Source organism: Rothia sp. HMSC061D12 (assembly GCF_001836735.1).
In the GTDB taxonomy this organism is placed as follows: domain Bacteria; phylum Actinomycetota; class Actinomycetes; order Actinomycetales; family Micrococcaceae; genus Rothia.
Genome location: NZ_KV830305.1, coordinates 305,209 through 329,135, shown reverse-complemented (window position 1 = coordinate 329,135; position 23,927 = coordinate 305,209). Strand labels below are relative to the sequence as shown.

At 60.0% G+C, this 23,927-nt stretch carries 18 protein-coding genes and 1 pseudogene; 12 read left to right on the top strand and 7 right to left on the bottom strand.

Annotated elements, in window-relative coordinates; translation table 11 throughout:
* Positions 1-268: 268 nt before the first annotated feature.
* The 3 genes from HMPREF2682_RS01275 (at position 269) to HMPREF2682_RS01265 (ending at position 3,646) form a co-directional block, all read left to right on the top strand.
* Entirely contained in the window at positions 269-1,411 is a 1,143-nt protein-coding gene (locus tag HMPREF2682_RS01275; RefSeq protein ID WP_083321742.1) for a FecCD family ABC transporter permease, read from the top strand.
* A complete protein-coding gene (locus HMPREF2682_RS01270; RefSeq protein ID WP_083321741.1) occupies positions 1,411-2,340 on the top strand; it encodes an ABC transporter ATP-binding protein in 930 nt (309 codons plus the stop codon). The genes HMPREF2682_RS01275 and HMPREF2682_RS01270 overlap by 1 nt, the downstream gene beginning before the upstream one ends.
* Positions 2,341-2,500: 160 nt before the next feature.
* A complete protein-coding gene (locus HMPREF2682_RS01265) occupies positions 2,501-3,646 on the top strand; it encodes an ABC transporter substrate-binding protein (RefSeq protein WP_246827229.1) in 1,146 nt (381 codons plus the stop codon).
* Between the two features lie 151 nt (positions 3,647-3,797).
* Here the strand turns inward: HMPREF2682_RS01265 and HMPREF2682_RS01260 are convergent, their stop codons facing one another.
* Both HMPREF2682_RS01260 and HMPREF2682_RS01255 read right to left on the bottom strand, forming a co-directional pair.
* Positions 3,798-5,123, bottom strand: coding sequence for a 2-oxoglutarate dehydrogenase (locus HMPREF2682_RS01260; protein ID WP_070830691.1), 1,326 nt, complete (start codon positions 5,121-5,123; stop codon positions 3,798-3,800).
* Positions 5,124-5,634: 511 nt separating this feature from the next.
* The gene (locus HMPREF2682_RS01255) at positions 5,635-6,321 is read right to left on the bottom strand and encodes an IMPACT family protein (RefSeq protein ID WP_070830689.1); all 687 of its coding nucleotides are present in this window, start codon (positions 6,319-6,321) and stop codon (positions 5,635-5,637) included.
* Positions 6,322-6,379: 58 nt separating this feature from the next.
* On the opposite strand from HMPREF2682_RS01255, the gene coaE reads away from it, so the two are divergent.
* A complete protein-coding gene (coaE, locus tag HMPREF2682_RS01250) occupies positions 6,380-7,015 on the top strand; it encodes a dephospho-CoA kinase (protein ID WP_070830687.1) in 636 nt (211 codons plus the stop codon).
* A 222-nt stretch (positions 7,016-7,237) separates the two neighbouring features.
* On the opposite strand, the gene rpsA is transcribed toward coaE, so the two are convergent.
* On the bottom strand, positions 7,238-8,692 hold the full coding sequence (gene rpsA / locus HMPREF2682_RS01245) for a 30S ribosomal protein S1 (RefSeq protein ID WP_005506223.1): 1,455 nt from the start codon (positions 8,690-8,692) through the stop codon (positions 7,238-7,240).
* Positions 8,693-9,400: 708 nt separating this feature from the next.
* On the bottom strand, positions 9,401-12,412 hold the full coding sequence (gene polA / locus HMPREF2682_RS01240) for a DNA polymerase I (protein ID WP_070830685.1): 3,012 nt from the start codon (positions 12,410-12,412) through the stop codon (positions 9,401-9,403).
* 443 nt (positions 12,413-12,855) lie between these two features.
* Here polA and HMPREF2682_RS01235 point away from each other — a divergent pair, with 443 nt between their 5' ends.
* From HMPREF2682_RS01235 to HMPREF2682_RS01225, 3 genes are all read left to right on the top strand, one after another.
* Entirely contained in the window at positions 12,856-14,133 is a 1,278-nt protein-coding gene (locus tag HMPREF2682_RS01235; RefSeq protein WP_070676237.1) for a dicarboxylate/amino acid:cation symporter, read from the top strand.
* A gap of 122 nt (positions 14,134-14,255) precedes the next feature.
* Positions 14,256-14,762 carry a PaaI family thioesterase gene (locus tag HMPREF2682_RS01230; protein WP_070830683.1) on the top strand — a complete coding sequence of 169 codons (507 nt, stop codon included), beginning with the start codon at positions 14,256-14,258 and terminating at the stop codon, positions 14,760-14,762.
* Positions 14,763-14,816: 54 nt separating this feature from the next.
* Complete coding sequence (locus tag HMPREF2682_RS01225; protein WP_049341350.1) at positions 14,817-15,065, top strand: hypothetical protein; 249 nt, start codon at positions 14,817-14,819, stop codon at positions 15,063-15,065.
* A 272-nt stretch (positions 15,066-15,337) separates the two neighbouring features.
* Here the strand turns inward: HMPREF2682_RS01225 and HMPREF2682_RS01220 are convergent, their stop codons facing one another.
* A complete protein-coding gene (locus tag HMPREF2682_RS01220; protein ID WP_049327112.1) occupies positions 15,338-15,949 on the bottom strand; it encodes an ANTAR domain-containing response regulator in 612 nt (203 codons plus the stop codon).
* 440 nt (positions 15,950-16,389) lie between these two features.
* Between HMPREF2682_RS01220 and HMPREF2682_RS01210 the strand changes: the two genes are divergently transcribed.
* Positions 16,390-17,292, top strand: coding sequence for a PIN-like domain-containing protein (locus HMPREF2682_RS01210; RefSeq protein ID WP_070830679.1), 903 nt, complete (start codon positions 16,390-16,392; stop codon positions 17,290-17,292).
* Between the two features lie 133 nt (positions 17,293-17,425).
* Here HMPREF2682_RS01210 and HMPREF2682_RS01205 read toward each other — a convergent pair whose 3' ends face one another.
* On the bottom strand, positions 17,426-18,469 hold the full coding sequence (locus HMPREF2682_RS01205; protein WP_070830677.1) for a glycosyltransferase: 1,044 nt from the start codon (positions 18,467-18,469) through the stop codon (positions 17,426-17,428).
* A 338-nt stretch (positions 18,470-18,807) separates the two neighbouring features.
* Here HMPREF2682_RS01205 and HMPREF2682_RS01200 point away from each other — a divergent pair, with 338 nt between their 5' ends.
* The 3 genes and pseudogenes from HMPREF2682_RS01200 (at position 18,808) to HMPREF2682_RS09550 (ending at position 20,749) form a co-directional block, all read left to right on the top strand.
* Positions 18,808-19,602, top strand: coding sequence for a hypothetical protein (locus tag HMPREF2682_RS01200; protein ID WP_141762605.1), 795 nt, complete (start codon positions 18,808-18,810; stop codon positions 19,600-19,602).
* Between the two features lie 46 nt (positions 19,603-19,648).
* Positions 19,649-19,849: pseudogene (locus HMPREF2682_RS09615) on the top strand (helix-turn-helix domain-containing protein); the annotation flags it as partial.
* Between the two features lie 186 nt (positions 19,850-20,035).
* Positions 20,036-20,749 carry an ImmA/IrrE family metallo-endopeptidase gene (locus HMPREF2682_RS09550; protein ID WP_246824641.1) on the top strand — a complete coding sequence of 238 codons (714 nt, stop codon included), beginning with the start codon at positions 20,036-20,038 and terminating at the stop codon, positions 20,747-20,749.
* 140 nt (positions 20,750-20,889) lie between these two features.
* On the opposite strand, the gene ftsY is transcribed toward HMPREF2682_RS09550, so the two are convergent.
* Entirely contained in the window at positions 20,890-21,999 is a 1,110-nt protein-coding gene (gene ftsY / locus HMPREF2682_RS01190) for a signal recognition particle-docking protein FtsY (protein WP_070634357.1), read from the bottom strand.
* Between the two features lie 180 nt (positions 22,000-22,179).
* On the opposite strand from ftsY, the gene HMPREF2682_RS01185 reads away from it, so the two are divergent.
* Positions 22,180-23,592: an MFS transporter gene (locus HMPREF2682_RS01185; RefSeq protein WP_070830671.1), complete on the top strand. Its 1,413-nt coding sequence runs from the start codon at positions 22,180-22,182 to the stop codon at positions 23,590-23,592.
* Positions 23,593-23,927: the final 335 nt, after the last annotated feature.

Here is a 23,927-nt window from a genome sequence, read left to right as displayed (position 1 = left end):
TCATATTCTCTACCGGGCAGGAGGCGAGCGGGAGCATTTTCCCGCACGATGACGGTGCTCTTAGGAACAGCGCTCTTAGGGGTGGCCGCCCTCCCCCACAGCCACCGCCATTCACGGGCGCCGCACCGCAGAAGATAAGCGGCAACACATAAAGACTTATGACGGGCGCTCCGCACTCACCCCCTTTGCCTCCTTGATGTGGCTCACATATGTTTAGAGCGCATACACGCAGACAGAACGGGACCACAAGAGCGCACGGAAGGACTCCATGAGCACGACCACGGAGACAGCTTCACAGGCAACCCCGAAAGAATCCACAGAAGCAAACCCGGAGGCGAACCCCACCGGCGCACCGGCCGCCACTTTAGTTGCCAAGACTGAGCATCGCCGCAGCCTCTTCGCATCCTCGTACCCGCTGATTCTGCTCATCGCCCTCACCATTCTGTTAGGCGTCACCTACCTCTCACTCATCACCGGCAGGTACCCGCTCGAATTGGACGAGCTCTTCCGCATTCTCGGTAAGAACTGGTTCGGCATGGACCTGAAAGTCTACAAGCCCGCAGAAAACATGTTGCTGACCGTGCGTATTCCGCGTCTGCTCGCCGCCGGGCTCATCGGTGCCGCCCTCGCCATTGCGGGCGCCACCTTCCAGGCGGTCTTCCGAAACCCGTTGGTCTCCCCGTACCTGCTGGGTGTTTCGCAGGGTGCGTCGGTGGGTGCCGCCTCCGCCATTCTACTGGGTGTGGGCACGAGCATCGCCATTCAGGGTTCTGCCCTGGCCGGTGGTCTTGCCGCCGTGCTACTGACCGTGAGCATTCCGCGTCTGCTCAAGAATCAGTCCACGCTCATGCTGGTGCTCTCCGGCGTGATTGTGGGTGGCTTTGGCACCGCCGCGCTGGGTGCGTTGAAGTTCATTGCGAACCCTGAAACTCAGCTGGCACAGATCGTGTTCTGGCAGATGGGTTCCCTGCAGGACGTACGCGCGGAAGCACTCACGCAGTTTGCGCTGGTGGCGGTGCCCTGCATTCTGTTGCTCTTGGCGATGCGTTGGCGCATCAATATCCTCTCGCTCGGTGACGATGAGGCGCGCACCCTCGGCATTAACCTGACCCGCACCCGCGGTATCACCATTCTGCTGGCAACCCTGGTCACCGCGACCAGCGTGTGTATTGGCGGCCCGATTTCTTGGGTTGGCCTGGTCATTCCGCACCTGTGCCGCCTGCTGGTCGGTAGTGACACGACCAAGCTCATGCCGCTGTCCATTCTGATGGGTGCTTCGTTCATGATGTTCGTCGATACCCTGGCACGTAGCCTCACCAGTGCGGAGGTGCCTTTGAGCGTACTGACCGGCTTCATTGGCACACCCCTGTACGTGGCGCTACTGCTGTTTGGAAAGGTTCGGGTGAAGTAATGTCGTCTTCCATTCCCGATGCTCAGCACCGCACGGATGCGAGCGCCGAGGTTCTGCTACACCTGGACGGTGCGGGCTTCCGTTACGGCCACCGGGGCGAGCGCATCAAGCACACCCGCGCGGGCCGCCGTTCGGACCGCTGGATTTTCCGCAACGTGAACCTGACGGTGCGGCGCGGTGAGGTCCTCGCCATTCTGGGTCGCAACGGCGTGGGTAAATCCACCCTGCTGAACTCCCTGATTGGTTTGCATTCGCTCACCGAGGGCACCGTCCATCTGGGTGGCGAGCCGCTGGATTCGCTGACCGCGACCGAGCGTGCCCGCCGCATCGCGTACCTTCCGCAGATGGAGGGTAGCGGCATCTCCTACACCGTGACCGAGTACCTACTGATGGGTCGCGCACCCTACATCGGGTTGTTCTCTTCGCCCTCACGCCGTGACCGTGAGCAGGTGCAAACCGTGATGGAGGAACTCGACCTGCTGGACCTGGCGCACTCCCCGCTGGATCAGCTCTCGGGCGGTCAGCGTCAACAGGTGGGTATTGCCCGAACCCTGGTTCAGGATGCCCCGCTTATCGTGCTGGACGAACCGACCAGCGCCCTGGACGTGGCGAATCAGGCGAAGGTGTTGCGCAAGATTCGGCAGCTGCGCGATGCCGGGTACGGGGTTATTTTTACGACCCACAATCCGGATCACGCGCTCCTGTTGGATGCGACCGTCGCCCTGCTTGGCGTACACGATATGCCCGATACCATGCCAAACGCAACGCCGCAGGTATCTGCACATGCGCCGGCTCAGCTTTTGACGGGCCGCGCCTCCGAGGTGCTCACGAGCAAGGTTCTCTCGCGCACCTTCAACACCGACCTGACGGTGACCTACTCCCCCGAGCTGGGTCGCTCCAGCGTGCACATGACGAGCCTCGATATCTGAGGCTCCGCAGCGTTTAGATTTCCGGCGGTGGTTTGGGTGGCACACAAGAGATACGGTAGAGGTGCCCTTTGTCTTGTGGGAGGCGTGTCCCTAGCACGCCTGCCCCACCCAGGCCGCCGCCGGGTTATTCACCCACCCTATCGACACAGAAAGACACATCATGAAGATTACGAAGTTCCACACCGGCATTGCCCTGACCACTTCCCTGCTGCTGGCTGCGCTGACCGGTTGCGGTGCCGCGAACACCGCCTCCTCCTCGGGTTCGGCTTCGAGCTCGACCTCAGTCTCGGCTTCGAGCAATTCCACGAAGAAGCACACCAGCTTCTTCGTGAAGGATAACGGTGACGGCACCAAGGTCATTAAGGACATTGACGGCAAGGAGGTCACCGTCCCCACCAACCCGGAGCGCATCGCTGACCTGTGGCACGCAAACAACCAGGTGGTTCTGCTGCTCGGCGGCGCTGAGAAGCTGGTGTCCACCACAACTAACGTGAAGTCTCTGGCATGGTTCAAGCAGGTGTACCCCGGCATTGAGAAGGTTGACGCGCCCGTGAAGGGCACCGACGTGAACATGGAGCAGCTGCTCGCCAACAAGCCGGAGGTGCTGCTCGCCTCCTCGAAGGAGCAAATTGCGAAGGCAGCTGAGGCGGGTATCCCGGCGGTGCACGTTGAGTTCCAGAACTTCGCGGACCTGAAGCGCACCGTTGAGCTGACCGCCGAGGTGATCGGCACCGACGAGGCGATTGAGCGTGCTGAGAAGTACCTGGCGTACCTGGAGAAGAACGAGAACCTCATCAAGGAGCGTCTGCAGGGCGTCACCGAGTCCCCGAAGGTTCTGCACATTGCGGGCGGTTCTGACCTGACGAAGGTGGACGGCTCAAACTCCCTGATTGGCGAGTGGATGAAGCTTTCGGGCGCGAAGAACTCCCTGGACGGCGTGGAGAACTTGAAGAACATTTCTCTGGAGCAGATTATTGCCTCGCAGCCGGAGTACATCATCATTGGCGGCGCTGATGCGCAGAAGGGCGTTGACGCGATTAAGGCTGATGCCGCGTGGGCTGACGTTCCGGCGGTGAAGAACGGCAAGATTATTAAGAACCCGGTCGGCACCTTCAACTGGGACCGCTACTCGGCTGAGGAGGCTCTGCAGATTCTGTGGGCGGCGAAGCTGTTCCACCCCGAGAAGTTCTCCGACGTTGACCTGGTGAAGGAGACCCGCGAGTTCTACTCGACCTTCTACGGCTACCAGCTGACCGAGAATGAGGCGCAGCGCATCATCAATGGTCAGGGTCCCGCAACTAACTAACGTGATGGCAGCTCACCTGGCGACTGGTTAGTTCGTTAAACACGTACCGCCCGGAACCGTGCTCACAGCACGATTCCGGGCGGTATTTTATTGGTTTGTAGCCGTGGGGTGCCGCTGTGTTAGTTGACGGCAGCGCTAGTTGACTGCAGTGTTAGCGCACCTCCACGGTCGCTCCGGCGAGGCTCATCAGCGCCCGGTTCGTCAGCGGAAGGTACCCGTTCAGGGCGCTCAAAATCAGCTGCATCGTGCGTTCTTCATCCTCCACGCTCAGCCCGCGGGGAATGCCCACGCCGGGCACGCAGATGCGCTGCTTGTACAGGTCAATCACCGCGCACACGGTGCGGTTCGGCACACCCAGCACGGGCAGCATGCCGCGGTGGTTGACGGTGCGCAGGCCCTTACCTACCACGGCGGCGGTGCGGATATCCGGGCGGAGACTCCTCGCAAAACGGGAGGCGCCCGCCGCCTCGGCGATGAAAGCCGCCGGGTCGGGGAGGCTGTTCGGCGCCTGGTTCTTCTCCAACGACAGGAGCGGCTCCCCCACGGCGGCGGTAACCGCCACGTAGCGCCCCTGCCGGTCCATCGCGTTGAGGAAGTCCAGTTCCGCGTACTCCTCCACGCGGTAGTTCTCGACCAGACCGGCTTCGCCCGACCCAGTTTCTTCCACGGTTCGGGTGATGACTTCCTCATCGTAGAAGCTTGCCACGCACACCTGCGGGGCGCCGCGCTCAATGCGGGCGCGGCACCGATAGTCATCGTCGAGCAGCCAGAGGGACAGCTCGTAGCCGTCGGGCACGTCGCGCACACCGGTCGCGAGGAGCACCTCACTGCCGTCCAGGTGGAAGGGTTCCCAGCCTGCCGGTTCGAACGCGTTGAGGGCGCCGTCCAGGGCGGGGTTGCAGGAGCCGAGGCTCGGCGCCTGCTCAGCCGGGGTGAACGCCTCGGTGGAGGGCATGGCGATGGTGAGCCCGCGCATCCTGCCGGCGAGACAGAGTTCAATCGCCATGAGCAGGTGGCCCGCACCTTCACGGCTGAGCGCGGGGCTCTGCACCAGGTGCGCCACGCCGGAGTTGTCCAGGCTGAGGTGTTCGCCGACTCCGCGGGCGGCGTTGGAGTAGCGGTTGTGCAGACGCACCAGCTCGTCAATGGGCAGGGCGCGGCCCACGGCGCCGAACGCCTGGGCGATAGCCTGAACGTGTTCGGGGAAGACGCGGCAGAGCCTTCCGAGCTGACGCGCAAATTCTGCAGGACGCTGCGTGAGCACGCCCAGCAGGGTGCCGAGGTTCTGCTGGCGGTAAGCGTTGAGCAGCTGGGCGACGGTGGCGGGTTCAAGCTGTTCGGCTACACCCCTCTTGGGGAGGCGCGCTCCCCCGCGGCTGAGGGTTGCGGTACCGCCGCGGCTGCCCGCGGAGAACTCCGGTGAGTTCTTGCCTGCTTGTTCGCTTGTTTGTTCTCGGTAGGTTCCCGACTGCGTCACGTTTTCACGACCTTGCGCTCTTCAGAGCGTTCGTTAGCTGATTCTTCGTAAGGTGACGGGCGGGGCTCAGCGCCTACCGGCAGGTGGTTCATGCACACACACCACCGCCTGCCGGATCGTATAGTACCGGCATACAGCTGTGCCTCGTTCCTTGAGTAACTAGGCTATAGCTTCAAGACATCAGCATCAGGACCTCAGCGCTGAGATAGTACCCAGTTCTCCGCGCTGAGATGTCAGCGTTGAGCCCTGCCCGTCGGTGCGGGCGTACGCGCTCCCTCGTGGAGGCGCCGGGCTGGGTTACCGCTGGTGATGAACCCGTTGCCGATGCCGTGGAGGGGCGTGTGCGTTCCGCAACATTGTTTAGGCTATCAGCTTTAGCAGGCAATTACTAGGGTCAGAGTAACTATTAACTAAGGTTGGACTACCTTTTAGGTTTTGAGACCTTTATGAGAATGATTTAGCCCGGCAATTCGCCCGGCAATCCAGATGGCAGTAAGGGGGACTAGTAAACCTATACCGGCAGATCCACCCACTGCGTGTCACCCCAGGTCACGCTCGCCGCGCCGGAGCTCAGGCTCACCACCAGCTCCTCGGCACGCGCCAACTCCTCCGGGCGGTCAAACACACCCAGGGAAATCGTGGCGCCCTCCGCACCGTACTCGGTACCCAAAACGTTCAGACCGGCGGCACGGATCTCGTTCTCCAGGCGGCCAGCGTCCGCATGCGAACTGGGCACCTGACCCACGCGCAGACGCTCACGCGAGTCGAACTGCGCCGAATCCAGGGTCTGCACCACCGAATCAGTGTAGGCGCGCACCAGACCGCCCGCGCCGAGCTTAATGCCACCGAAATAGCGCACGACCACGGCAACCACATCCGACAGGTCAGTAGTGCCATCCTCGCGGGTCTGACGCGCCAGCAGCGCCTGCATCATCGGCACACCCGCGGTACCGGCAGGCTCACCGTCATCAGAGGAACGCTGAATATCGCGGTCGGCACCAATAATGAACGCCGAGCACACGTGGCGGGCATCGTGATAGGTCTTACGCACCGACTCAATGTAGGCGCGTGCCTCCTCGACGGTGCTCACGCGCTTGATGTGGCCAATAAATTCGCTACGCTTAATTTCGAGGAGGCTCTCATAGGGCTCATCGCCGCGCGGCACAAGGTAGCGGTTGGCGCGAGTTTCTTCCTGCATGTGTCCTCCTCTAATCAGTACCTATCTATTGTGGCACAGCCCGTCAGGAGCACCGTCCATGTCCCAATCTTCTTCCCCCGCGCCTACTGCCCTGCGCCGTTACGCCCTCACCGGGGGTATCGGCAGCGGCAAGAGCACCATCGCCTCCCTTTTCGTTGAGCAGGGCGCGTTCCTGGTGGATGCGGACGCTATCTCCCGCTCCCTCATGGAGCCCGGCGAGGCGGTGCTCGCCCGCACGGTCGCGGAGTTCGGTGAGCATCTGCTCGATGAGGACGGCACCCTCAACCGCCCCGCCCTGGCGCATATTGTGTTCAATGATGAGCAGGCGCGTCTGCGCCTGAACGCGATTGTGCACCCGGCTATTCGTGAGCGTGCCGCACAGCTGGTGGAGCGGGCACAGTCCGAGCCGGGGTTCAGCGGCATCATTCTGGAGGACATTCCGCTGCTCGTGGAGAGCGGCGACCCATCCGCCTTTGAGGGCGTGGTCGTGGTGCGCACTCCCCTGGCGACTCGCCTGCAACGCCTCGTATCTTTGCGCGGCATGAGTGAGGAGGATGCGCGCGCCCGCATCGCCGCGCAGGCTACCGACGAGCAGCGTGAGGCGGTCGCCACCTGGATTATCGATAACGGCGGCTCGCTGGAGGAGACCACCGAGCAGGTGCGCGCCGTCTGGCAGCAGATGACCGCCGCCTAAAATCCTCCCCAGCAACACGGGGCACAGCAATACAGAGCACAGCAACACCGGACACGTACCCCGGCTCCCAACGCGCCCAACCCCGACTCGCCCAAACCCCAATAACGCAAAGAACCCCCTCACCTCCCAAACGGGAGATGAGGGGGTTCCCTGCTCTAGGCACCCCACGCGGGGGTTACCTATCGGCTATTACGCCTGATGAGTGCTCATCTGAGCGGCAGATTAGTTGCCGGTCAGCTTCTTGCGGAGCTCAGCCAGTGCCTCATCCGATGCGAGGGTACCTGCGGAAGCGGGCTCCTCGGAGGAGTAAGAGGTCGGTGCGGGCTCAGCTGCTGCGGGAGCTGCTGCTGCAGCCTCTGCGTCAGCCTCGAGAGCCTTAGCAACCTGAACCTTGTGAGCCTCGAAGCGAGCCTGTGCCTCTGCGTACTGTGCTTCCCAAGCCTCGCGCTGTGCGTCGAAGCCTTCCAGCCACTCGTTAGCCTCGGGGTCGAAGCCCTCGGGGTACTTGTAGTTGCCAGCCTCGTCGTACTCTGCAGCCATACCGTACAGAGCGGGGTCAAACTCGGTAGCGTTGGGGTCAACGCCCTCGTTTGCCTGCTTGAGGGACAGGGAGATGCGGCGGCGGTCCATGTCGATGTCGATGATCTTAACGAAGACCTCTTCACCAACGGAGACGACCTGCTCAGCCAGGTCAACGTGGCGGGTTGCCAGCTCGGAGATGTGGACGAGGCCCTCGATGCCGTCCTCAACGCGCACGAATGCACCGAAGGGAACGAGCTTGGTGACCTTGCCGGGAACAATCTGACCCAGAGCGTGGGTGCGAGCAAATGCCTGCCACGGATCTTCCTGGGTTGCCTTGAGGGACAGGGACACGCGCTCGCGGTCCAGGTCCACCTCGAGAACCTCGACGGTAACGGGCTGGCCAACCTCGACAACCTCGGACGGGTGGTCGATGTGCTTCCAGGACAGCTCGGAAACGTGAACCAGACCGTCCACGCCACCCAGGTCCACGAATGCACCGAAGTTGACGATGGAGGAGACAACGCCCTCGCGGACCTGACCCTTCTCCAGCTCGTTGAGGAAGGAGGAGCGAACAGCGGACTGAGTCTCTTCCAGGTATGCACGGCGGGACAGAACAACGTTGTTGCGGTTCTTGTCCAGCTCGATGATCTTAGCTTCGATCTGCTGACCGATGTAAGGTGCGAGGTCGCGGACGCGGCGCATCTCAACGAGGGATGCGGGCAGGAAGCCACGCAGACCAATGTCGAGGATGAGGCCACCCTTGACAACCTCGATAACGGTACCGGTAACGACGCCGTCGTTTTCCTTGACCTTCTCGATGTCGCCCCATGCACGCTCGTACTGTGCGCGCTTCTTGGAGAGGATCAGGCGACCTTCCTTGTCCTCCTTGGTGAGGACGAGTGCCTCAACCTCGGAGCCGAGCTCGACAACCTCAGAGGGGTCGATGTCGTGCTTGATGGACAGCTCGCGGGAGGGGATGACGCCTTCGGTCTTGTAACCGATGTCGAGCAGAACCTCATCGTGGTCGATCTTAACGACCTGGCCGGAGACGAGATCGCCGTCGTTGAAGACCTTGATAGTCTTCTCGACTGCCTCGAGGAATGCCTGCTCGTCGCCGATGTCGTTGATTGCGACCTGAGGGATGTTGGTGCTCATGTAGTGAGGGCTCCAATTGGATTTCTAATAGGTCGACGCTGCCGGTTCGCCGTTCAACACCCCCGGGTGGAGGCGCCGACCGGCTCACTTTTTCACCCCGGCGCGCACGGCATAGGGCCGTTAACGCCTTTGAACGAGGTGAGGAAACGTCGAGCTGACGGATACTTACAATGTGTACCGCCCACCGGAAGCAGATGCTTCAAGCAGGGTGCACGAGCGGTCTGTACCCGTTTTCTCCCCGTTTTCTTAAGGAGAAAAAGAGCATAGAAAACCCGTACGTTGGTACACGCGATTAATAGTGTACGGGAATCCCGGGCGTGTCGTCAATGGTTACGCGCCCGGGATTCCCGTACTTATTTGCGGTTTTGGAGTTGTGGTTCGCGGAGGGGTTTGCGGAGGGTCGATGCTCGTCCTCGTTCCTCTCAACATGGGAGGGGCGGGGCACCGCATATTTCCTCCGCGCCTACGCAAGGGGCACCCGTCACCCGGACGCTCCGCCCTCTCCTTGCTCCGCTGCGGAGAGCGTCCGGGCTGACACCCTGAGGGCGCATCCGGAAAACGCGGCCGCACCCGCACAGTATCCCAGCGCGGAAAGGCGGTATCGTCCGAAAGTGACATCAGGGTGCCCGAAGCGAAGCGAGGGCGGGTCCCCTGTAGGAACGAGGACGAATACCGCTTTCCGCGCGGAAGCCAATAAAGGCAGCGAGCCTAGTGGCCCGCCTCCTGCCAGGATTTGCCCCAGCCGACCTGCACATCCAGAGGAACACGCAGGGAGGCGGCACCGCTCATCTCCTCGACCAGCACGCGTTCGGCGGCTTCACGCTCACCGGTGGCGACTTCGAGGATGATTTCGTCGTGCACCTGCAGCAGCATGCGGGTCTTCAGGCCCTCTTCGCGCAGGCGACGGTGAATGTTGATCATGGCGATCTTGATGATGTCCGCGGCGGTGCCCTGAATCGGGGCGTTGAGGGCGGCGCGCTCGGCGGCTTCTCGGCGTACACGGTTGGGCGAGTCCAGGTCGGGCAGCACGCGGCGGCGGCCGAAAATGGTTTCGGTGTAGCCGTCCTGGTGTGCCTGTTTGAGTACGCCGCGCAGGAATCGTCCCACGCGTCCGAAGCGCTTGAAGTAGTTGGTGCGCAGTTCGCCTGCTTCGTCGGAGCTGATGTTCAGCTGCTTGGCGAGGCCGAATCGGGACAGGCCGTATGCCAGGCCGTAGGACATCGCCTTGACCTTGGAGCGCTGCTCGGGGGTGACTTCTTCGGGGGCGACGCCGAAGACTTCGGAACCGACGTAACGGTGCAGGTCCTCCCCCGCTTCGTAGGCTGCGATGAGCTTCTCGTCGGCGGCGAGGTGCACCATGATGCGCATTTCGATCTGCGAGTAGTCGGCGGTGAGCAGACCCTCGTACTCCACACCGTCAACGGGTGCGGGCGCGACAATGAAGGCGCCACGGATGCGGCGGCCTTCTTCGGTGCGGATCGGGATGTTCTGCAGGTTCGGCGCGGTCGATGAGAGGCGGCCGGTGGAGGCGGCACCCTGCTGGAAGGTGGTGTGCACGCGTCCGTCGTCGGCGGCTGCTTTCTGCAGGCCTTCGACGGTCTGTACGAGTTTGATGTTGTCGCGGTAGGCGGCGAGCGCACCGAGGAATGCGGCACCGTCGGACTCCGGGGAGATTTTGGTGAGCAGTTCGGTGACGGATTCGGCGTCGGTGGAGTAGCCGGACTTGATTTTGCGGGTGTGCGGCAGGGCGAGCTTGTCGAAGAGCACGGTCTGCAGCTGTTTGACGGAGGCGAGGTTGAGGGGTTCTTCGCCGTCGTCGGTTTGGACGGTGTCGCCGATGATGATGCGTGCGGCGTCCTGCGCCTGGGCGGCACGTGCGGAGAAGGTGTCGTGCAGTTCGGCAAGGAGCGCGTCGGAGACGGCGATGCCTGCCTGCTCCATGTCTGCGAGGACGTAGAGTAGCGGCAGTTCGATTTCTTCGTAGACCTTCAGCTGGCCGTGTTCTTCCATTTCGAAGTGCAACAGGCGCGCGAGTTCGTGGATGATGCGGCTGATTTGCGTGAAGTAGCGCAGGTTGTCGACGGGTTCGGCTTCGCCGGGCAGGCTGAAGAGGGAGGGTTCTGCCTCGTCTTCTTCGGGTTGGAAGACGAGCTGCGCGTAGGGGTCCTTGGGGATCCAAAGGTAACGTTCGGCAAGGTCTTCCATGCGTTCGGAAAAGAGCTTGCGGGTTGCGGTGGGGATGAAGCCGCACATGTAGGAGGACAGTGCGGGGTCTTCGACGGCGCCGGCGAGTTCGTAGCCGTAGGCGCGCAGGAGTTTGCGCTGAACTTTCAGGTCCATGACGATTTTGCGGGCGGCTTCGTCGGAGAGCCATGCGGCGAGGGCGGCGTCGAGTTCCGGGTCGATGCTGCGGGTATCGATCCAGAGGCTGGCGCTCTTGCTGGTGAGGAGCACACCGAGCAGTTCGGGGTTTTCTTCGGCGGCGCGGATCTTGGTTTTGGTGACCTTGACTGCGGGTGCGTCGCCGATGGCGGGGCGCGCTACGGGCAGGTTGGTGACCGGGTAGAGGGTCACGGCGCCTTCGAGTCGTTCGGGTACGGCGATGGGCGCGCCCTGTTCGTCGGTGCCGTAGTTTTCTTCGGCTGCGGCGGCGCAGAAGGCGCGGAATGCTGCTGCGTCTGCGTTTTTGGTGGGTGCGCTGGTAGCGATGGGTGCGTAGACGGGGCCGGTGGGCGCCTTCTTGGTGGCGCCCTCCTCCCCTGCTTCTGCGGCGGAGCTGGTAGCGCCTGCGGATCCGGCGGCGCGCACGATGGGGCCGAGGGTGTCGGCGGCGCGCTTGCGGATGGTGCGGAACTCTACCTCGTCAAAGAAGGTGTTGAGTGCATCCAGGTCGGGGGTGAATGCGGTGTCTTCGAGGGTGACGTCCAGGTCGAGGTCGTTGACGAGCTGGTTGAGGCGGCGGTTACGCACCACGTTATCCACGTTCTCGCGCAACGCCTCACCCTTCTTGCCACCGATCTTGTCGCGGTTGTCGAGCACGCCCTGCAGGGAACCGTATTCGCCGAGCCACTTGGCGGCGAAGCCGGGGCCCACGCCGGGCACGCCGGGCAGGTTGTCCGCCTGCTCGCCGGTGAGGGCGGCAAGGTCGGGGTACATGTGCGGGGGCACCTTGGTCTTCTTTTCGATGGCGGCGGGGTCCATACGCTGAATACCCTTGGAGGGGCCGGTAGTAACCGGGTAGAGCAGGGTGACCTCGTCGGTGACGAGCTGGAAGATGTCGCGGTCGCCGGAGAGGATGAGGACCTTGTAGCCGGCTTCGGTGCCGCGGCGGGTCAGGGTCGCGACGATGTCGTCGGCTTCGTAGTTTTCGTAGGTGAGCGCGGGAATGTTCAGCGCGCCGAGCATCTTTTTGATGAGGTCGATTTGGCCGTTGAAGGCTTCGGGGATGGCGTTGCGGCCGCCCTTATATTCGCCGTATTCGGCGGTGCGGAAGGTGCCGCCGGGTAGGTCGAAGGCTACGGCGATGTGGCTGGGCTGGTTGTCTTTGATGATGCTCAGCAGCGTGGAGAGGAAGGCGTGCACGGCTTCGGTGTGCTGGCCGTCGCTGCGCACAAAGATGTGCTGCCCGGTCTTCTCCGCCATGGTGTAGATGCCGAAGAAGGAGCGTAGGGCGAGGGAGTGTCCGTCAATGAGCAGGAGGGTTTTGTTCTCTGTAGTCACTCCTCTAGTGTATCGAGTCTGAGTTTTCTCGGTGGTTGGCTTCGTGACGGCGGGGTTCGGGTGGCTGGTTTCGACGGGTGCGGGTCAGCCCTACAAGGAGGCGCCCGCGCTGTGTTGGGTGCCGGTACTGTGTTGAGTGCCGGCGCTGTGCCATATAGCGGAATAACGGGGTGTGTGGAAAGAGTTTTACCTCATATATAGGTGCCGGTGGGGTGCGTTTGGTGAGTTTTCACCCAAAAAATTGTGCCCCAAGCCACTATGTGAGGTGGATAATAATACAGTTTCCGGATAATATATAACCTTATTATCGCCTCCAGCGTAGGAAACCCCCACACCCCGTGCATTCATAGGCAGAGCTCTACCCAGAATTCACCGGCAGGATTCACCGGACTGTGAGGGCACCTCCCGCGCTCAACACACAACGAACCCTCATTTAGGAACCCATGAAGGTACTCAAAAAACTCCCCCTCCTCGCGTGGATTATCATCGCGATTGCATCGGGTGTGCTCATCGGCATGCTGACCCCCGGAATGATTAGTGGCATCAATGACGCCACCGGCGCGGCCATTCCCACCGACCTCATTGTGCAGCTCTTCGTCTCCTTCTCTACCGTGTTCAGCGCCTTCCTGAGCTTCGCGATTCCGCTGATTATTATCGGCTTCATCGTGCCCGGTATCGGTTCCCTCGCGCAGGGCGCGGGCAAGATGCTCGGCATCACCGTGGGCCTGGCGTACATCTCTAGCATCCTTGCTGGTTTCCTGGCACTGACCTGCGCTCTGCTGCTCTACCCCATCATTCTGCAGGGCCAGCAGCTCGCATCCTTCGACAACCCCGAGAACGCTCTCTCCAAGGGTTACATCTCCTTCGAGCTGACCCCGATTATGGGCGTGCTGAGTGCACTGATTCTCTCCTTCATCCTGGGCCTGGGCATTACCGCCCTGAAGACCCGTGCGATGCTGAACCTCTTCGAGGACTTCCAGGTCATCGTTGAGAAGATGCTCGGCTACGTGATTATTCCCCTGCTGCCCGTGCACATCGTGGGTGTGTTTGCGAATATGACCCTCGCCGGTCAGGTGGCAAAGATTCTCTCGGTCTTCGGTCTGGTGTTCGTCATGGTGATCATTCTGCACTGGGTCACCCTGGCTCTGCAGTACTCGGTGGCTGGTGCGGTATCTCGCCGCAACCCCGTCCAGATGCTCAAGACCATGCTCCCGGCATACTTCACCGCAATCGGTACCCAGTCTTCGGCCGCTACCATTCCGGTGACCGTGCGTTCGGCAAAGAAGGCTGGCATCTCCCCCCGCGTGGTGGACTTCGCAATTCCGCTGTGCGCGACCATCCACCTCTCCGGCTCCATGATTACCATTACCTCCTGCTCGGTGGCAGTGCTGTTCATGACCGGTCAGCACCCCGACTTCGGTAGCCTGATTCCCATGATTCTGGTGCTCGGCGTGATGATGGTTGCTGCTCCCGGCGTTCCCGGCGGTGGCGTGATGACCGCGATTGGTCTGCTGCAGTCCATGCTCGGCTTCGACGCCTCCATGATTGCCCTGATGATTGCTCTGTACCTGGCTCAGGACTCCTTCGGTACCGCAACCAACGTGACCGGTGACGCGACCATTGCAGCCCTGACCGAGCGTATTTCTAAGGCAATCGGAGCGAACCCCGATAAGGAAATCCGCGACGAGGACATCGAAAAGGCAGAAGCTATTTCCGCCTAATCCTCTCCGCCTCCGCAGCGTTTTTCAGCCCCGTCTCCCCCCTGCGGGAGGCGGGGCTGACCCGTACCCGGAGCCTCCCCCGCAGGTCAAAGCACCAAAAACCGAGGAGTACACTGGAAGTCATGACTGAAAACAACACACAGCACGCACCCGTCCGCGCGGCAGCACCCACCACCCTCACCGCAGAAGAAATCAAGGCACAGCTGACCGAGAGCGGAATCCCCGAGCACCTGCACTCTTACTTCCCCCGCGGCCTGGGTGAGCTCATCCCCGCCATGGGCATTAAGTTCCAGGAACTCACCGCAGAACGCACCGTCGCGACCATGCCCGTCGCCGGTAACACCCAGCCCATCGGCCTGCTGCACGGCGGCGCCAACGTGGTTCTCGCCGAGACCCTCGGATCGCTCTCCGCAGGCGTGCACGGCGGCGAAAACCTCGTAGCAGTCGGCGTGGACATCAACGCAACCCACGTGCGCCCGGCAGTCTCCGGTGTGGTTACCGCAACCTGCACCGCTGTCAAGCTCGGACGCACCCTGTGCATCCACTCCATCGACATTGTGGATGAGCGCGGCCGCACCACCTGCACCGCACGCATCACTAACATGCTGATCTCCCGCCCCACCGCCTAACGACTACCGCCTAAGCTAAGGTAGAGGGAACGACCCCCCAACGAAAGGACAACCATGGCCCGCGAGCGCACCCCCTATTTCAAGCGTTACCCGAAGATTGTGCGCGCCAAGCGCATTGTCCTGCCCATCGCAATCGGTGTGATGCTGGTGTGCCTGGTGACCGCGATTAATAATCCCGGCAGCTTCTGGTGGCTGGGCGTGATGCTCGGTACCGGCGGCATGCTCTGGGCTGGTTCTCCGACGGACCGCCCCATTAGCGGCCCGAACAATGATGACGACGATTTGAACCGCTACCTGCGTTAGGCGCTGCCTGCCTTAGGGTTCCAACCAGCGCTAGGTTCCCGCCCGCATTAGGTTCCCGGTTCGCCGCGCGCACCCGCAAACGGTCAGAAACGAACGGTTAAACACGAACGCCCCGTCCCTCAGCTTCATTGTGAGGGGTGGGGCGTTTGTGTGTCATGAATAAAGGTGCTGGTTCATCAATGCACCAGCCGTGTGTGCTCAGCGGCGATTCCTAGTCTTCGCCGTAGCGTGCATTCGTACCCGTACTGTCACGTACTTTGCACGTCTTGTGCTTAGGAGAGCTGCTTGATGATGGTGTCAGAAACTTCACGCATGGACAGGCGGCGGTCCATGGAGGTCTTCTGAATCCAGCGGAATGCTTCTGGCTCGGTCAGGTTCATCTTGGTGATGAGCAGCGACTTTGCGCGGTCAACGAGCTTGCGGGTCTCGAACTGGTCGCGGATGGTGCCGACTTCCTTCTCGAGTGCGCGAATCTGCTCGTAGCGGCTAATTGCCACCTCAATGGCGGGAACCAAATCGTTCGGGGAGAACGGCTTGACGACGTACGCCATAGCGCCTGCCTCAACGGCACGGTCAACGAGTTCCTTCTGGCTGAATGCAGTCAGCAGAACGACGGGAGCAATCTGCTCCTTCGCGATTTCTTCGGCTGCGGTGATGCCGTCCATAATCGGCATCTTCACATCCATGAGGACGAGGTCGGGGCGGTGCTTCTGTGCTAGCTCGACAGCGGTCTTGCCGTTATCGGTTTCTGCAACAACATCGAAACCCTGGTCCTTCAGAATTTCAACGATGTCGAGGCGAATCAATGCCTCATCTTCTGCCACGACGACGGTGCGAGCGGGACCCTGCTCCTCTGCCTGATCCTGAGTGGTCAGCTCTGACATTACTCTTCTCCTTTATCAAATTTCAGTCACTTTAAAGTCTACAGGAGGAAATAAATGTTCATCTACTTTCTCGCCTTGTCCCCCGCGTGTTATATGCGCCCTATGTGCAGGTGGGAGGGGTTTTCTGACGTTATTTTGGGCGCCACCACACAAATTTTGCACCTTAATGCATATTTTTGTTCTATACTGCTCATAACCACAAAGAAAAACCCTCACAACATAGACATACGCGGCGAAATTCACACCTAAAACATAGACCCGAAAATGACTCTGACATGCACTAACGCATCATCGGGTTAGATACAAACGTAATAAACAAAATATTTATACCGAAACTCCATCACCTGCCAAAGAAGGCCGATACACTGGAATGGATTATTCTCCTCGACTTCTCCGGCACTCGCATTTGACCGACCATACTCGATACCCGGAGGGGATTCATGTCAATCACCCGTCAAGCACGCACCCTGTACTCAGACTTCGTCGAGTACAAGGAACTCGACCGCGAACCGCTAACTTCCATTCACCCCGGAATTCTCATCGCCTTCGACTCCACCGCGCTTGCAAGCCTCTACAACTACCCAACCCACATTAGCAACGAAATCCTCCGCGCCTACTCACAGCTACGCGGACACGCCTTCCTCCCCCACCAGGCACTCAAAGAATTCTGGGCAGCACTCGACGGCGCATCCCCCGTGCCCGCCGCCGCAGAACGCGTCCGCTCAGCGCTCGCATCCTTCAAAGAAACCCTGCCCGAAGAACGCAACTCCCCCTGGAGTGCGCTGCGTTCCGTCACGCACCAGCTGGACCACTCCATCGCACAGATTATGCGGATCCTCGAACCCACCACCGACACCGGATCCATCAACATGGCACGCCGCGAAGATGACACAATCCTGCCGCGACTGAACCGCATCTTCACCGGACACGTAGGCGCAGCACCCAGCCCCGAACGCCACGAACAGCAGTGCCGTGAAGCGCTCGAGCAGGGACACCCGCTGCTCGCTAATGCCAGCTTTGACGCCGACTTCGCGCTCTGGAACCAGTGCGTTACCGAAGCCACCACCCGCGTGAAGGGCACCGACTGCGTCTTCGTCACCGGTGGTGTGCGCGACACCTGGCTACGCAACGGTCAGCAGGTACGCGCCGCATCGGGCGGCGAACCCGTACACCAGCTCGCGAACCGTCAGCTGTTGCGTGAATACGCTAAGGCAACCGGAGGCGGCGTATTCCGCATCTACACCGTCGAGGAGATCCTGCGCCTCACCTCCAATCAGTACGGCGTGACCGTCAGCGACGCGACCTACAGCGCGATTCGCGCGGAACAGCCCGTAGCTGTGTAAATTCGCCGTGCACAGTCACCGTTGAGAATAATCCCACCACACTAACCACCATAAACAGCGAGAAGCCACATGTGTTTCGAGAAGCCACTAAAAACGTGGCTTTTCGAAACACATGTGGCTTTTCAGCGTCTGGCTAGTTCTCGCGGTTGGCGCGGTAGAGCTCCGCGGCGCGCTCCTCCGAGGATTCGTCATCACCCAGGAGCAGGTAGCACAGGTACAGGGTGAAGGCGGCGCGGCGGTCGTCGGCGAGCGCGCTGGTTCCCTCACCGGACTGGGTACCGAAAGCGATAGCGTTGTGTGCCTGGGGCAGGGCGGCAATCAGGTGCGCGGCGGTTTCGTAGCCGTCCTGGTTGCCGGGCAGGGTGAAGTGGTGCGGCTCCGGGTTCTCGTCAGCATCAGCGGCTGCTCGGGCGGCGGAAAAGTTAGCCTTGAGGACGTCTTCAACGCGGCGAATCTGCTCGGCGTCAGGCAGGGTACGGTCATCTGCGGCAAACGCAACGTGGATGCTATTCAGGGTCTCGTAGGGGTGCTCGCCCGCGTAGTATCCGGCGGCGAGCGCATAGCCGGTCAGCAGGCGTGCCTCGTCTGCGGTGAAGGTGCCGCGCGCCTCACGCAGGGCGGGCAGCAGAAGCTCGGTCAGGAGCGGGTGCAGGGACTCGGGGGCGTTCGCGATAGCCTCCTGCAGGGACTCTTCCGCCTGCGCGGTGGGCTCGGCGTTGAGCAGGGTCAGGAAAGCCTCATCGGTGCCATCCCAGTAGCGGGCAATCAGCAAGAGGGTCGCGATGAGCGCGAGAAGTTCGCGGTAGTCGCCGGAACGGTCAGCGGCGAAAGTGTTAGCAACAACGCGAGCGAGCATACGGGCGGCGATGTTCTCGAGGACAAACTCGTCGTAGGGGTTATCGCCGGGCCAGTTAGCGGAATCGGGCAGGTAGGTTTCGTCCAGGTACCGCAGAACGGGCTCGAGGGGTGCGGGCGCATCCGTAGCGAGGTCGGGGCAACACTGCGCAACCCAGCTGCTCACGGTAGCCTCGTCGGCAATGCCGGTAGCCTCAGCGAGCTGGGCGCGCGAAAGGCTGTACGGCGCAACGAGCGTGGCGAGGTCGTCGCAGGCGCTGTTGGAGCGGTAGGTGGGCTGGTAGTTAGCGTTGGGGAGGGTTCCGGGGAGGGTGGTTGCCATGGTGGCTCCTTCGCTGAGGTTCGGGGTGAATTGGGTCGTATGGTGTGCGATGCGGGGTGCCGTCTGAGGGGTCGGGGCGCCTTCTTTCTACGCATCTTCTAATTTCAGAATATCCCAGAGCCCCGCATTGTGTGCTGCCTGCCGTCATTATGGGCTTCAGAGCCTTCATGCTTCATTCCTATATGACGCTTCTCAACTCACTTAAGTTTTCATTCTGATACAATAATCATGTATCAGTTAATTCTGAAGCAAAAATTTACAGAAAGGTTAAAACTTTGAACCCGTATGATTTCATGGACCGAGAGCTTGTTTTGGAAAAGCTCAAAGAATGGGGGGTCATGAGCGATTTATCCATCCTGACTCAGGTGATTAGCAAGCACGTCGACAAACTGGAATATGACGACGACGATAGCAACTCCACCAGGGGAAACAAACATTACGATCTCGTTACTCAAGACATGTGTCGGGTAACTCTTACAGGGGATTTTATGGCTTTCCAAGGAAGCAACCTTGCTGCTAACCTTGACCAACTGGCTCCCAAGTCCCTGCAAGAATCACGTGACCTCTTCTTAGGCGTGAATAATCAGCCCAATCTGTACAGCTACCGCACCTATAACGGAGTAAAATGCTGGCAAGTTAAGGATTTGTGCACGGTGATTCCTCAAAGCGCCTTCCGCTTCGGTGGTATTGATAAGATTCGTTGGGAAGGTACTCACAAACCTATAGCTGTCGCCAAAACACGCCACTACGTTCAGCCAGCCCTCATAAATTTGAGGGATTTGAACAGCGAAAACGACAAGGATATTCAAACAAATCACGATAACCAACCGCTTCTCGATACCCAAGCCTCGGAAGGTTCTGAAGGAGGTTTTCCACTTTGCCTTCCCATCCTTGTGATGGCTTACGAGATCTCCCCTGAAGGCAAATTCAACAAGTTTGTCCTCGGTCTACCGGCTCCGGTTGAACGTCGAAGCCAGAACCCATGGGTGTGGACTATTGATTTGCTCGCTTATGCGGCATCGTCTGATTCCCCTTCTGTTGCCACTTCCGCACAGGAAGTCCAGCCTACGCCCTCTTCTAAGACCCCGGCAGTTCCTGACGCTCATGTTAAGCTGAAGAAGGCAGCCGAGTAGGAGCTGTTATGACTCATACACCACACTCTTTGTCCGCGAAAGCATTATGTCTGTACAAGATTCTTCCCCCATACTCTCCTTTGACCCAAGGAGGCTCACGTTAGCTCGAGAACTTCAAGGTGTCCGCAAGAGCGATTTGGCTAGGAGTCTTGGAGTTAGTGCTGTCACTATCACTCATTGGGAGTCGGGTAACCGAAACCCAACTAAAGATAATGTCTACGCACTAGCTCTGACTCTTGGCGTTGCTCCATCTTTTCTTGAAAGTCAGTTCTCAGAAGCCCCATTAATTTCTGGCGCACCTCACTTTAGGTCCTTACGCTCGACAACTCAGCTTAGCCGCAACCAGGCTCAAGCGTATACGCAGGTTGTCCAGGATGTTATACATACAATGAATGAGTACGTCGATTTCCCGGACCTGGTACTTCCCAGCATCTTGACTGATTCTGACCTTCCCGGTTCTGAGATTCCTCGTCTAGCAGCTGAGCAGGTTCGTAAAGATTGGGGTTTAGGAAATAAGCCTGTCCAACATGTTGTCCGCGCCATGGAGAACCATGGTATCGTCGTTGTCTTTGCACCATTCCACAGTGCAGCAATTGATGCATACTCCACTTTTGGTAGCGAGGCTCCAGTAGTAGTTCTGAACCCGACAAAGGGTGATTACTACCGTCAACGCTTTGATGCCGCCCATGAACTAGGCCACCTAGTAATGCATGCTGATGCTGATCCTGGTCATAAGGTTCTTGAGGCTCAGGCTCATGCATTTGCCGCAGAATTTTTGGCACCAAGTGCATGCATTCAGGATGAATTGCCTACAGTCATGAACGGTCAAGGCTGGATGAAGCTGAAGGAGCTTAAGGAATATTGGGGCATCAGTATGCAGGCTCTTTTGTATAGGGCTAAAGAACTGGGCCGCCTTTCAGACGATGCCTACCGAAACGCAATGGTTACCGTTTCTCGTAACGGATGGCGTTCCAAGGAACCAGGTCTTATTTCTTCTCTCGAAGAACCGTCCCTAATTCCTCATGCGATTAGTCTCATCGAGGAGTCAGGCGTTCCGTCTGAGATATTGAGAGAGAAATCGCGCGTACCTCAACATTATTTTGAAGTCATCACAGCGCGACGTCCTGTTCTACCAGTAAATGCATAGGAATCAAGCCTCGAGGGAGTGTAATTCTTGCACTCTCTCGAGGCTTCTCTGGGCATCCCCAAAATGTATCAGGCCAGTTCAACGGAAAAGCCACATGTGTTCCAAACACATGTGGCTTCTCGGCGGAATATGGGGGGATGTTAGTCCAGCAGTGCGTCCACGAATGCTTCCGGGTCGAACGGCGCCAGGTCGTCCGGGCCTTCACCCAGGCCAATGAGCTTGACGGGAACGCCGAGCTCCTCCTGAATAGCAACCACGATACCGCCCTTCGCGGTGCCGTCCAGCTTGGTCAGCACGATACCGGTCACGTCCACAATATCGCCGAAGACCTTCGCCTGAACCATGCCGTTCTGGCCGGTGGTCGCGTCGATCACGAGCAGAACCTCGGTGACCGGCGCTTCCTTCTCAATCACGCGCTTAATCTTGCCGAGCTGGTCCATCAGACCGGACTTGTTCTGCAGGCGGCCCGCGGTGTCCACGAGCACGGTGTCAACGCCCTGCTCCTTGCCAGCCTTCACAGCGTCAAACGCGACGGATGCGGGGTCGGCACCTTCCTTCTCGGAACGCACGGTCTTCACGCCCACGCGGTCACCCCAGGTGGTCAGCTGCTCCGAGGCGGCGGCACGGAAGGTATCCGCAGCACCCAGGATCAGGGACTGACCGTCAGCAACCATCACGCGGGCAATCTTACCGACGGTCGTGGTCTTACCCACGCCATTCACGCCAACAACCAGCACAACACCGGGGTTGCCGTCGCTACCGGCAGTCTTCAGTTCGCGGTCCATGTCGGGGCGAACAATCTTCACGAGCTCCTCACGGAGCATCTTCTTCACCGCGGCGGGGTTGCTCGTACCCTCAACGCGCACGCGCTGCTGCAACGCCTCCACCAGACGGGTGGTCGGCTCAGAACCCAGATCGGCAAGCAGCAGGGTCTCCTCAACCTCATCCCAGACATCCTGGTCAATGCGGTCGCGAGAAAGCAGAGCCAGCAGACCCTTGCCGAGCATGTTGTTCGAACGAGCCAGGCGGGCACGCAGACGCACCAGGCGACCCGCGGACGGGTCGGGCATATCAAGTTCAATAGCGCGAGGTGCCGAGCTTTCGGGTTCTTCCGCCGAACCGCCGGAGGCCTTAGCCGCCTCCTGACGCAAAGACTGCAGGTTCGCGGTCTTCTTGGGTCGGCGCAGAACCGCGAAAAGCACACCGGCAATAACCAGTACACCCAGCACGATCGCGCAAATCATCATCATCGTTTCATTCACACTACTAGCTTACCGGTTTGGGCGGTTTGACTGGTCGAGGTTACGCGCATGCCCGGCTGTCGGCGGAGTAGACTGGACACTGTTAAGTTTTTTAGCCGAACACATGGTTGACAGTTGCGGGTGGGGCCCGCGGCTGCCGCACGGCACCGCACGATTTCGAGGATGAACATGAGGAACCCTGCCAAAACACCGCCTGTTTTTGACCCGCACACGATTGACCCGAACCGCGTGCCGACCGGCTTGAAGGTTCTGATTGCTGCGTCGTTCATGATTGCGGTGGGTTTTGGTTTGGTGGCGCCGGTGCTGCCGAACTATGCGCAGAACTTTAATGCCACGGTCACCATGGCGACGATGGTGGTTTCTGCGTTGGCGATTACGCGCCTGATTTTTGCGCCGTCGGCGGGTCAGATGATTACCCGGTGGGGTGAGCGTCCGGTGTACACGATTGGCATGCTGATTGTGTCGGTGACGTCGTTTATGATTGCGTTTGCCTGGGATTATTGGGTTCTGCTGGGTTCGCGTGCGGTGGCGGGTATCGGCTCGGTCATGTTCACGGTCTCTGCGATGGGTCTGCTGGTACGCCTGTCCCCGGCGCATATGCGCGGCCGTATTTCGGGTTATTATGCGACGGCGTTCCTGCTGGGTAACCTGCTGGGCCCGGTGATTGCGAGCGCCCTGGCGCCCTTTGGTATGCGTGCACCGTTCATCGTGTATGGTTTTTCGCTGCTGGCGGCGGGCCTGATTGTGTGGTTTTTGATGCCGTCGCAGGCGGCGCTGGAGGCTGAGCGTGACGCGATTATGGAGGCGGCGGCACTGGCTGAGGGTAAGGGCACCGGGGTGTTGCCGTCGGCGGCGGACTCCCCCACCCAGGCTGGCGCATCCGGTAAGGGCGCTAAGCCTGCTGCATCCGGCGGCGCTGCTGGTAAGAGCGACCTGCCTGCGATGACGGTTCGTGACGCGTTGAAGTTCTCGAATTACCGTTCTGCGTTGGTTTCGAATTGGGCGATTGGCTGGTCGGTGTTTGGTGTGCAGTCGTCGATTATTCCGTTGGCGGCGGCGTATTTGGCGACTGGTGGCGATATGTCGAATTCGGTGGCGGCTACCTTGTTGGCGTCTTTGGCGATGGCGACGAATTCGTTCGGTAATGCGTTGACGCAGACGTTCTCGGGTCGTTTTTCGGATCGTTTTGGTCGCCGTGTGATGGCGTTTTCGGGTCTGCTGTTGGCGGGTTCTGCGGTGACGTTTATGGGTTTCGCGCCGGTGGCGTGGGTGTTTGTGTCGTTGACGGCGTGCCTGGGTATTGGTGCGGCGTTTATGGGCCCGTCGATTCAGGCTGCGGTGTCTGATGTGATTGGTACTCGCCGCAGTGGCGGCCAGGTGTTGGCGGTGTATCAGATGTGTAGCGATTTCGGTATGATTCTGGGCCCGCTGGTGGCTGGCATGATTGCGGATGCGTGGGGCTTTGTTCCGGCGTTCATTATCAGTGGTTTGTTGTTGGTGGCGGCGGCGTTTACGTGGGCGCCGTTCCGTAAGGCGCGCTGGCCGAAGGATATTGCGGACGCGGACTATACGGGCCGCTAAGCACTCTATAACATGTGAAAAGCCGGTGCCCGGTTCCTGTTGCGTGACAGGAACCGGGCACCGGCTTTATGTGTACGAGAGGCGAGCTGGCAGAGCAAGCCAACAGCGGACCAAAACAATTTGGAACCCAAGAATCGGGTGAACTGACAGCATCACCCAACCCCAGACCAAGCCACCTATAATCCCTACTCCAAAGGATTGGCGTGCTACCTCTGAAGCCCAACCTCAGACCATCCTCATATACCCCAGACTGAGGCGAGCTAGCCCGAGAAAGAAACCCCGTACCAAGCATCTATCTCAACCAACCCGAGGGATAGGCGACCTAGAGGGCGTAC

Excerpts from the sequence above, each read along its gene's own strand:
- HMPREF2682_RS01275 (WP_083321742.1), top strand. The coding sequence starts at position 269 with ATGAGCACGACCACGGAGACAGCTTCACAGGCAACCCCGAAAGAATCC.
- HMPREF2682_RS01270 (WP_083321741.1), top strand. The coding sequence starts at position 1,411 with ATGTCGTCTTCCATTCCCGATGCTCAGCACCGCACGGATGCGAGCGCC.
- HMPREF2682_RS01265 (WP_246827229.1), top strand. The coding sequence starts at position 2,501 with ATGAAGATTACGAAGTTCCACACCGGCATTGCCCTGACCACTTCCCTG.
- HMPREF2682_RS01255 (WP_070830689.1), bottom strand. The coding sequence starts at position 6,321 with ATGCAGGAAGAAACTCGCGCCAACCGCTACCTTGTGCCGCGCGGCGAT.
- coaE (WP_070830687.1), top strand. The coding sequence starts at position 6,380 with ATGTCCCAATCTTCTTCCCCCGCGCCTACTGCCCTGCGCCGTTACGCC.
- rpsA (WP_005506223.1), bottom strand. The coding sequence starts at position 8,692 with ATGAGCACCAACATCCCTCAGGTCGCAATCAACGACATCGGCGACGAG.
- HMPREF2682_RS01235 (WP_070676237.1), top strand. The coding sequence starts at position 12,856 with ATGAAGGTACTCAAAAAACTCCCCCTCCTCGCGTGGATTATCATCGCG.
- HMPREF2682_RS01230 (WP_070830683.1), top strand. The coding sequence starts at position 14,256 with ATGACTGAAAACAACACACAGCACGCACCCGTCCGCGCGGCAGCACCC.
- HMPREF2682_RS01225 (WP_049341350.1), top strand. The coding sequence starts at position 14,817 with ATGGCCCGCGAGCGCACCCCCTATTTCAAGCGTTACCCGAAGATTGTG.
- HMPREF2682_RS01220 (WP_049327112.1), bottom strand. The coding sequence starts at position 15,949 with ATGTCAGAGCTGACCACTCAGGATCAGGCAGAGGAGCAGGGTCCCGCT.
- HMPREF2682_RS01210 (WP_070830679.1), top strand. The coding sequence starts at position 16,390 with ATGTCAATCACCCGTCAAGCACGCACCCTGTACTCAGACTTCGTCGAG.
- HMPREF2682_RS01205 (WP_070830677.1), bottom strand. The coding sequence starts at position 18,469 with ATGGCAACCACCCTCCCCGGAACCCTCCCCAACGCTAACTACCAGCCC.
- HMPREF2682_RS01200 (WP_141762605.1), top strand. The coding sequence starts at position 18,808 with ATGAGCGATTTATCCATCCTGACTCAGGTGATTAGCAAGCACGTCGAC.
- ftsY (WP_070634357.1), bottom strand. The coding sequence starts at position 21,999 with ATGATGATGATTTGCGCGATCGTGCTGGGTGTACTGGTTATTGCCGGT.
- HMPREF2682_RS01185 (WP_070830671.1), top strand. The coding sequence starts at position 22,180 with ATGAGGAACCCTGCCAAAACACCGCCTGTTTTTGACCCGCACACGATT.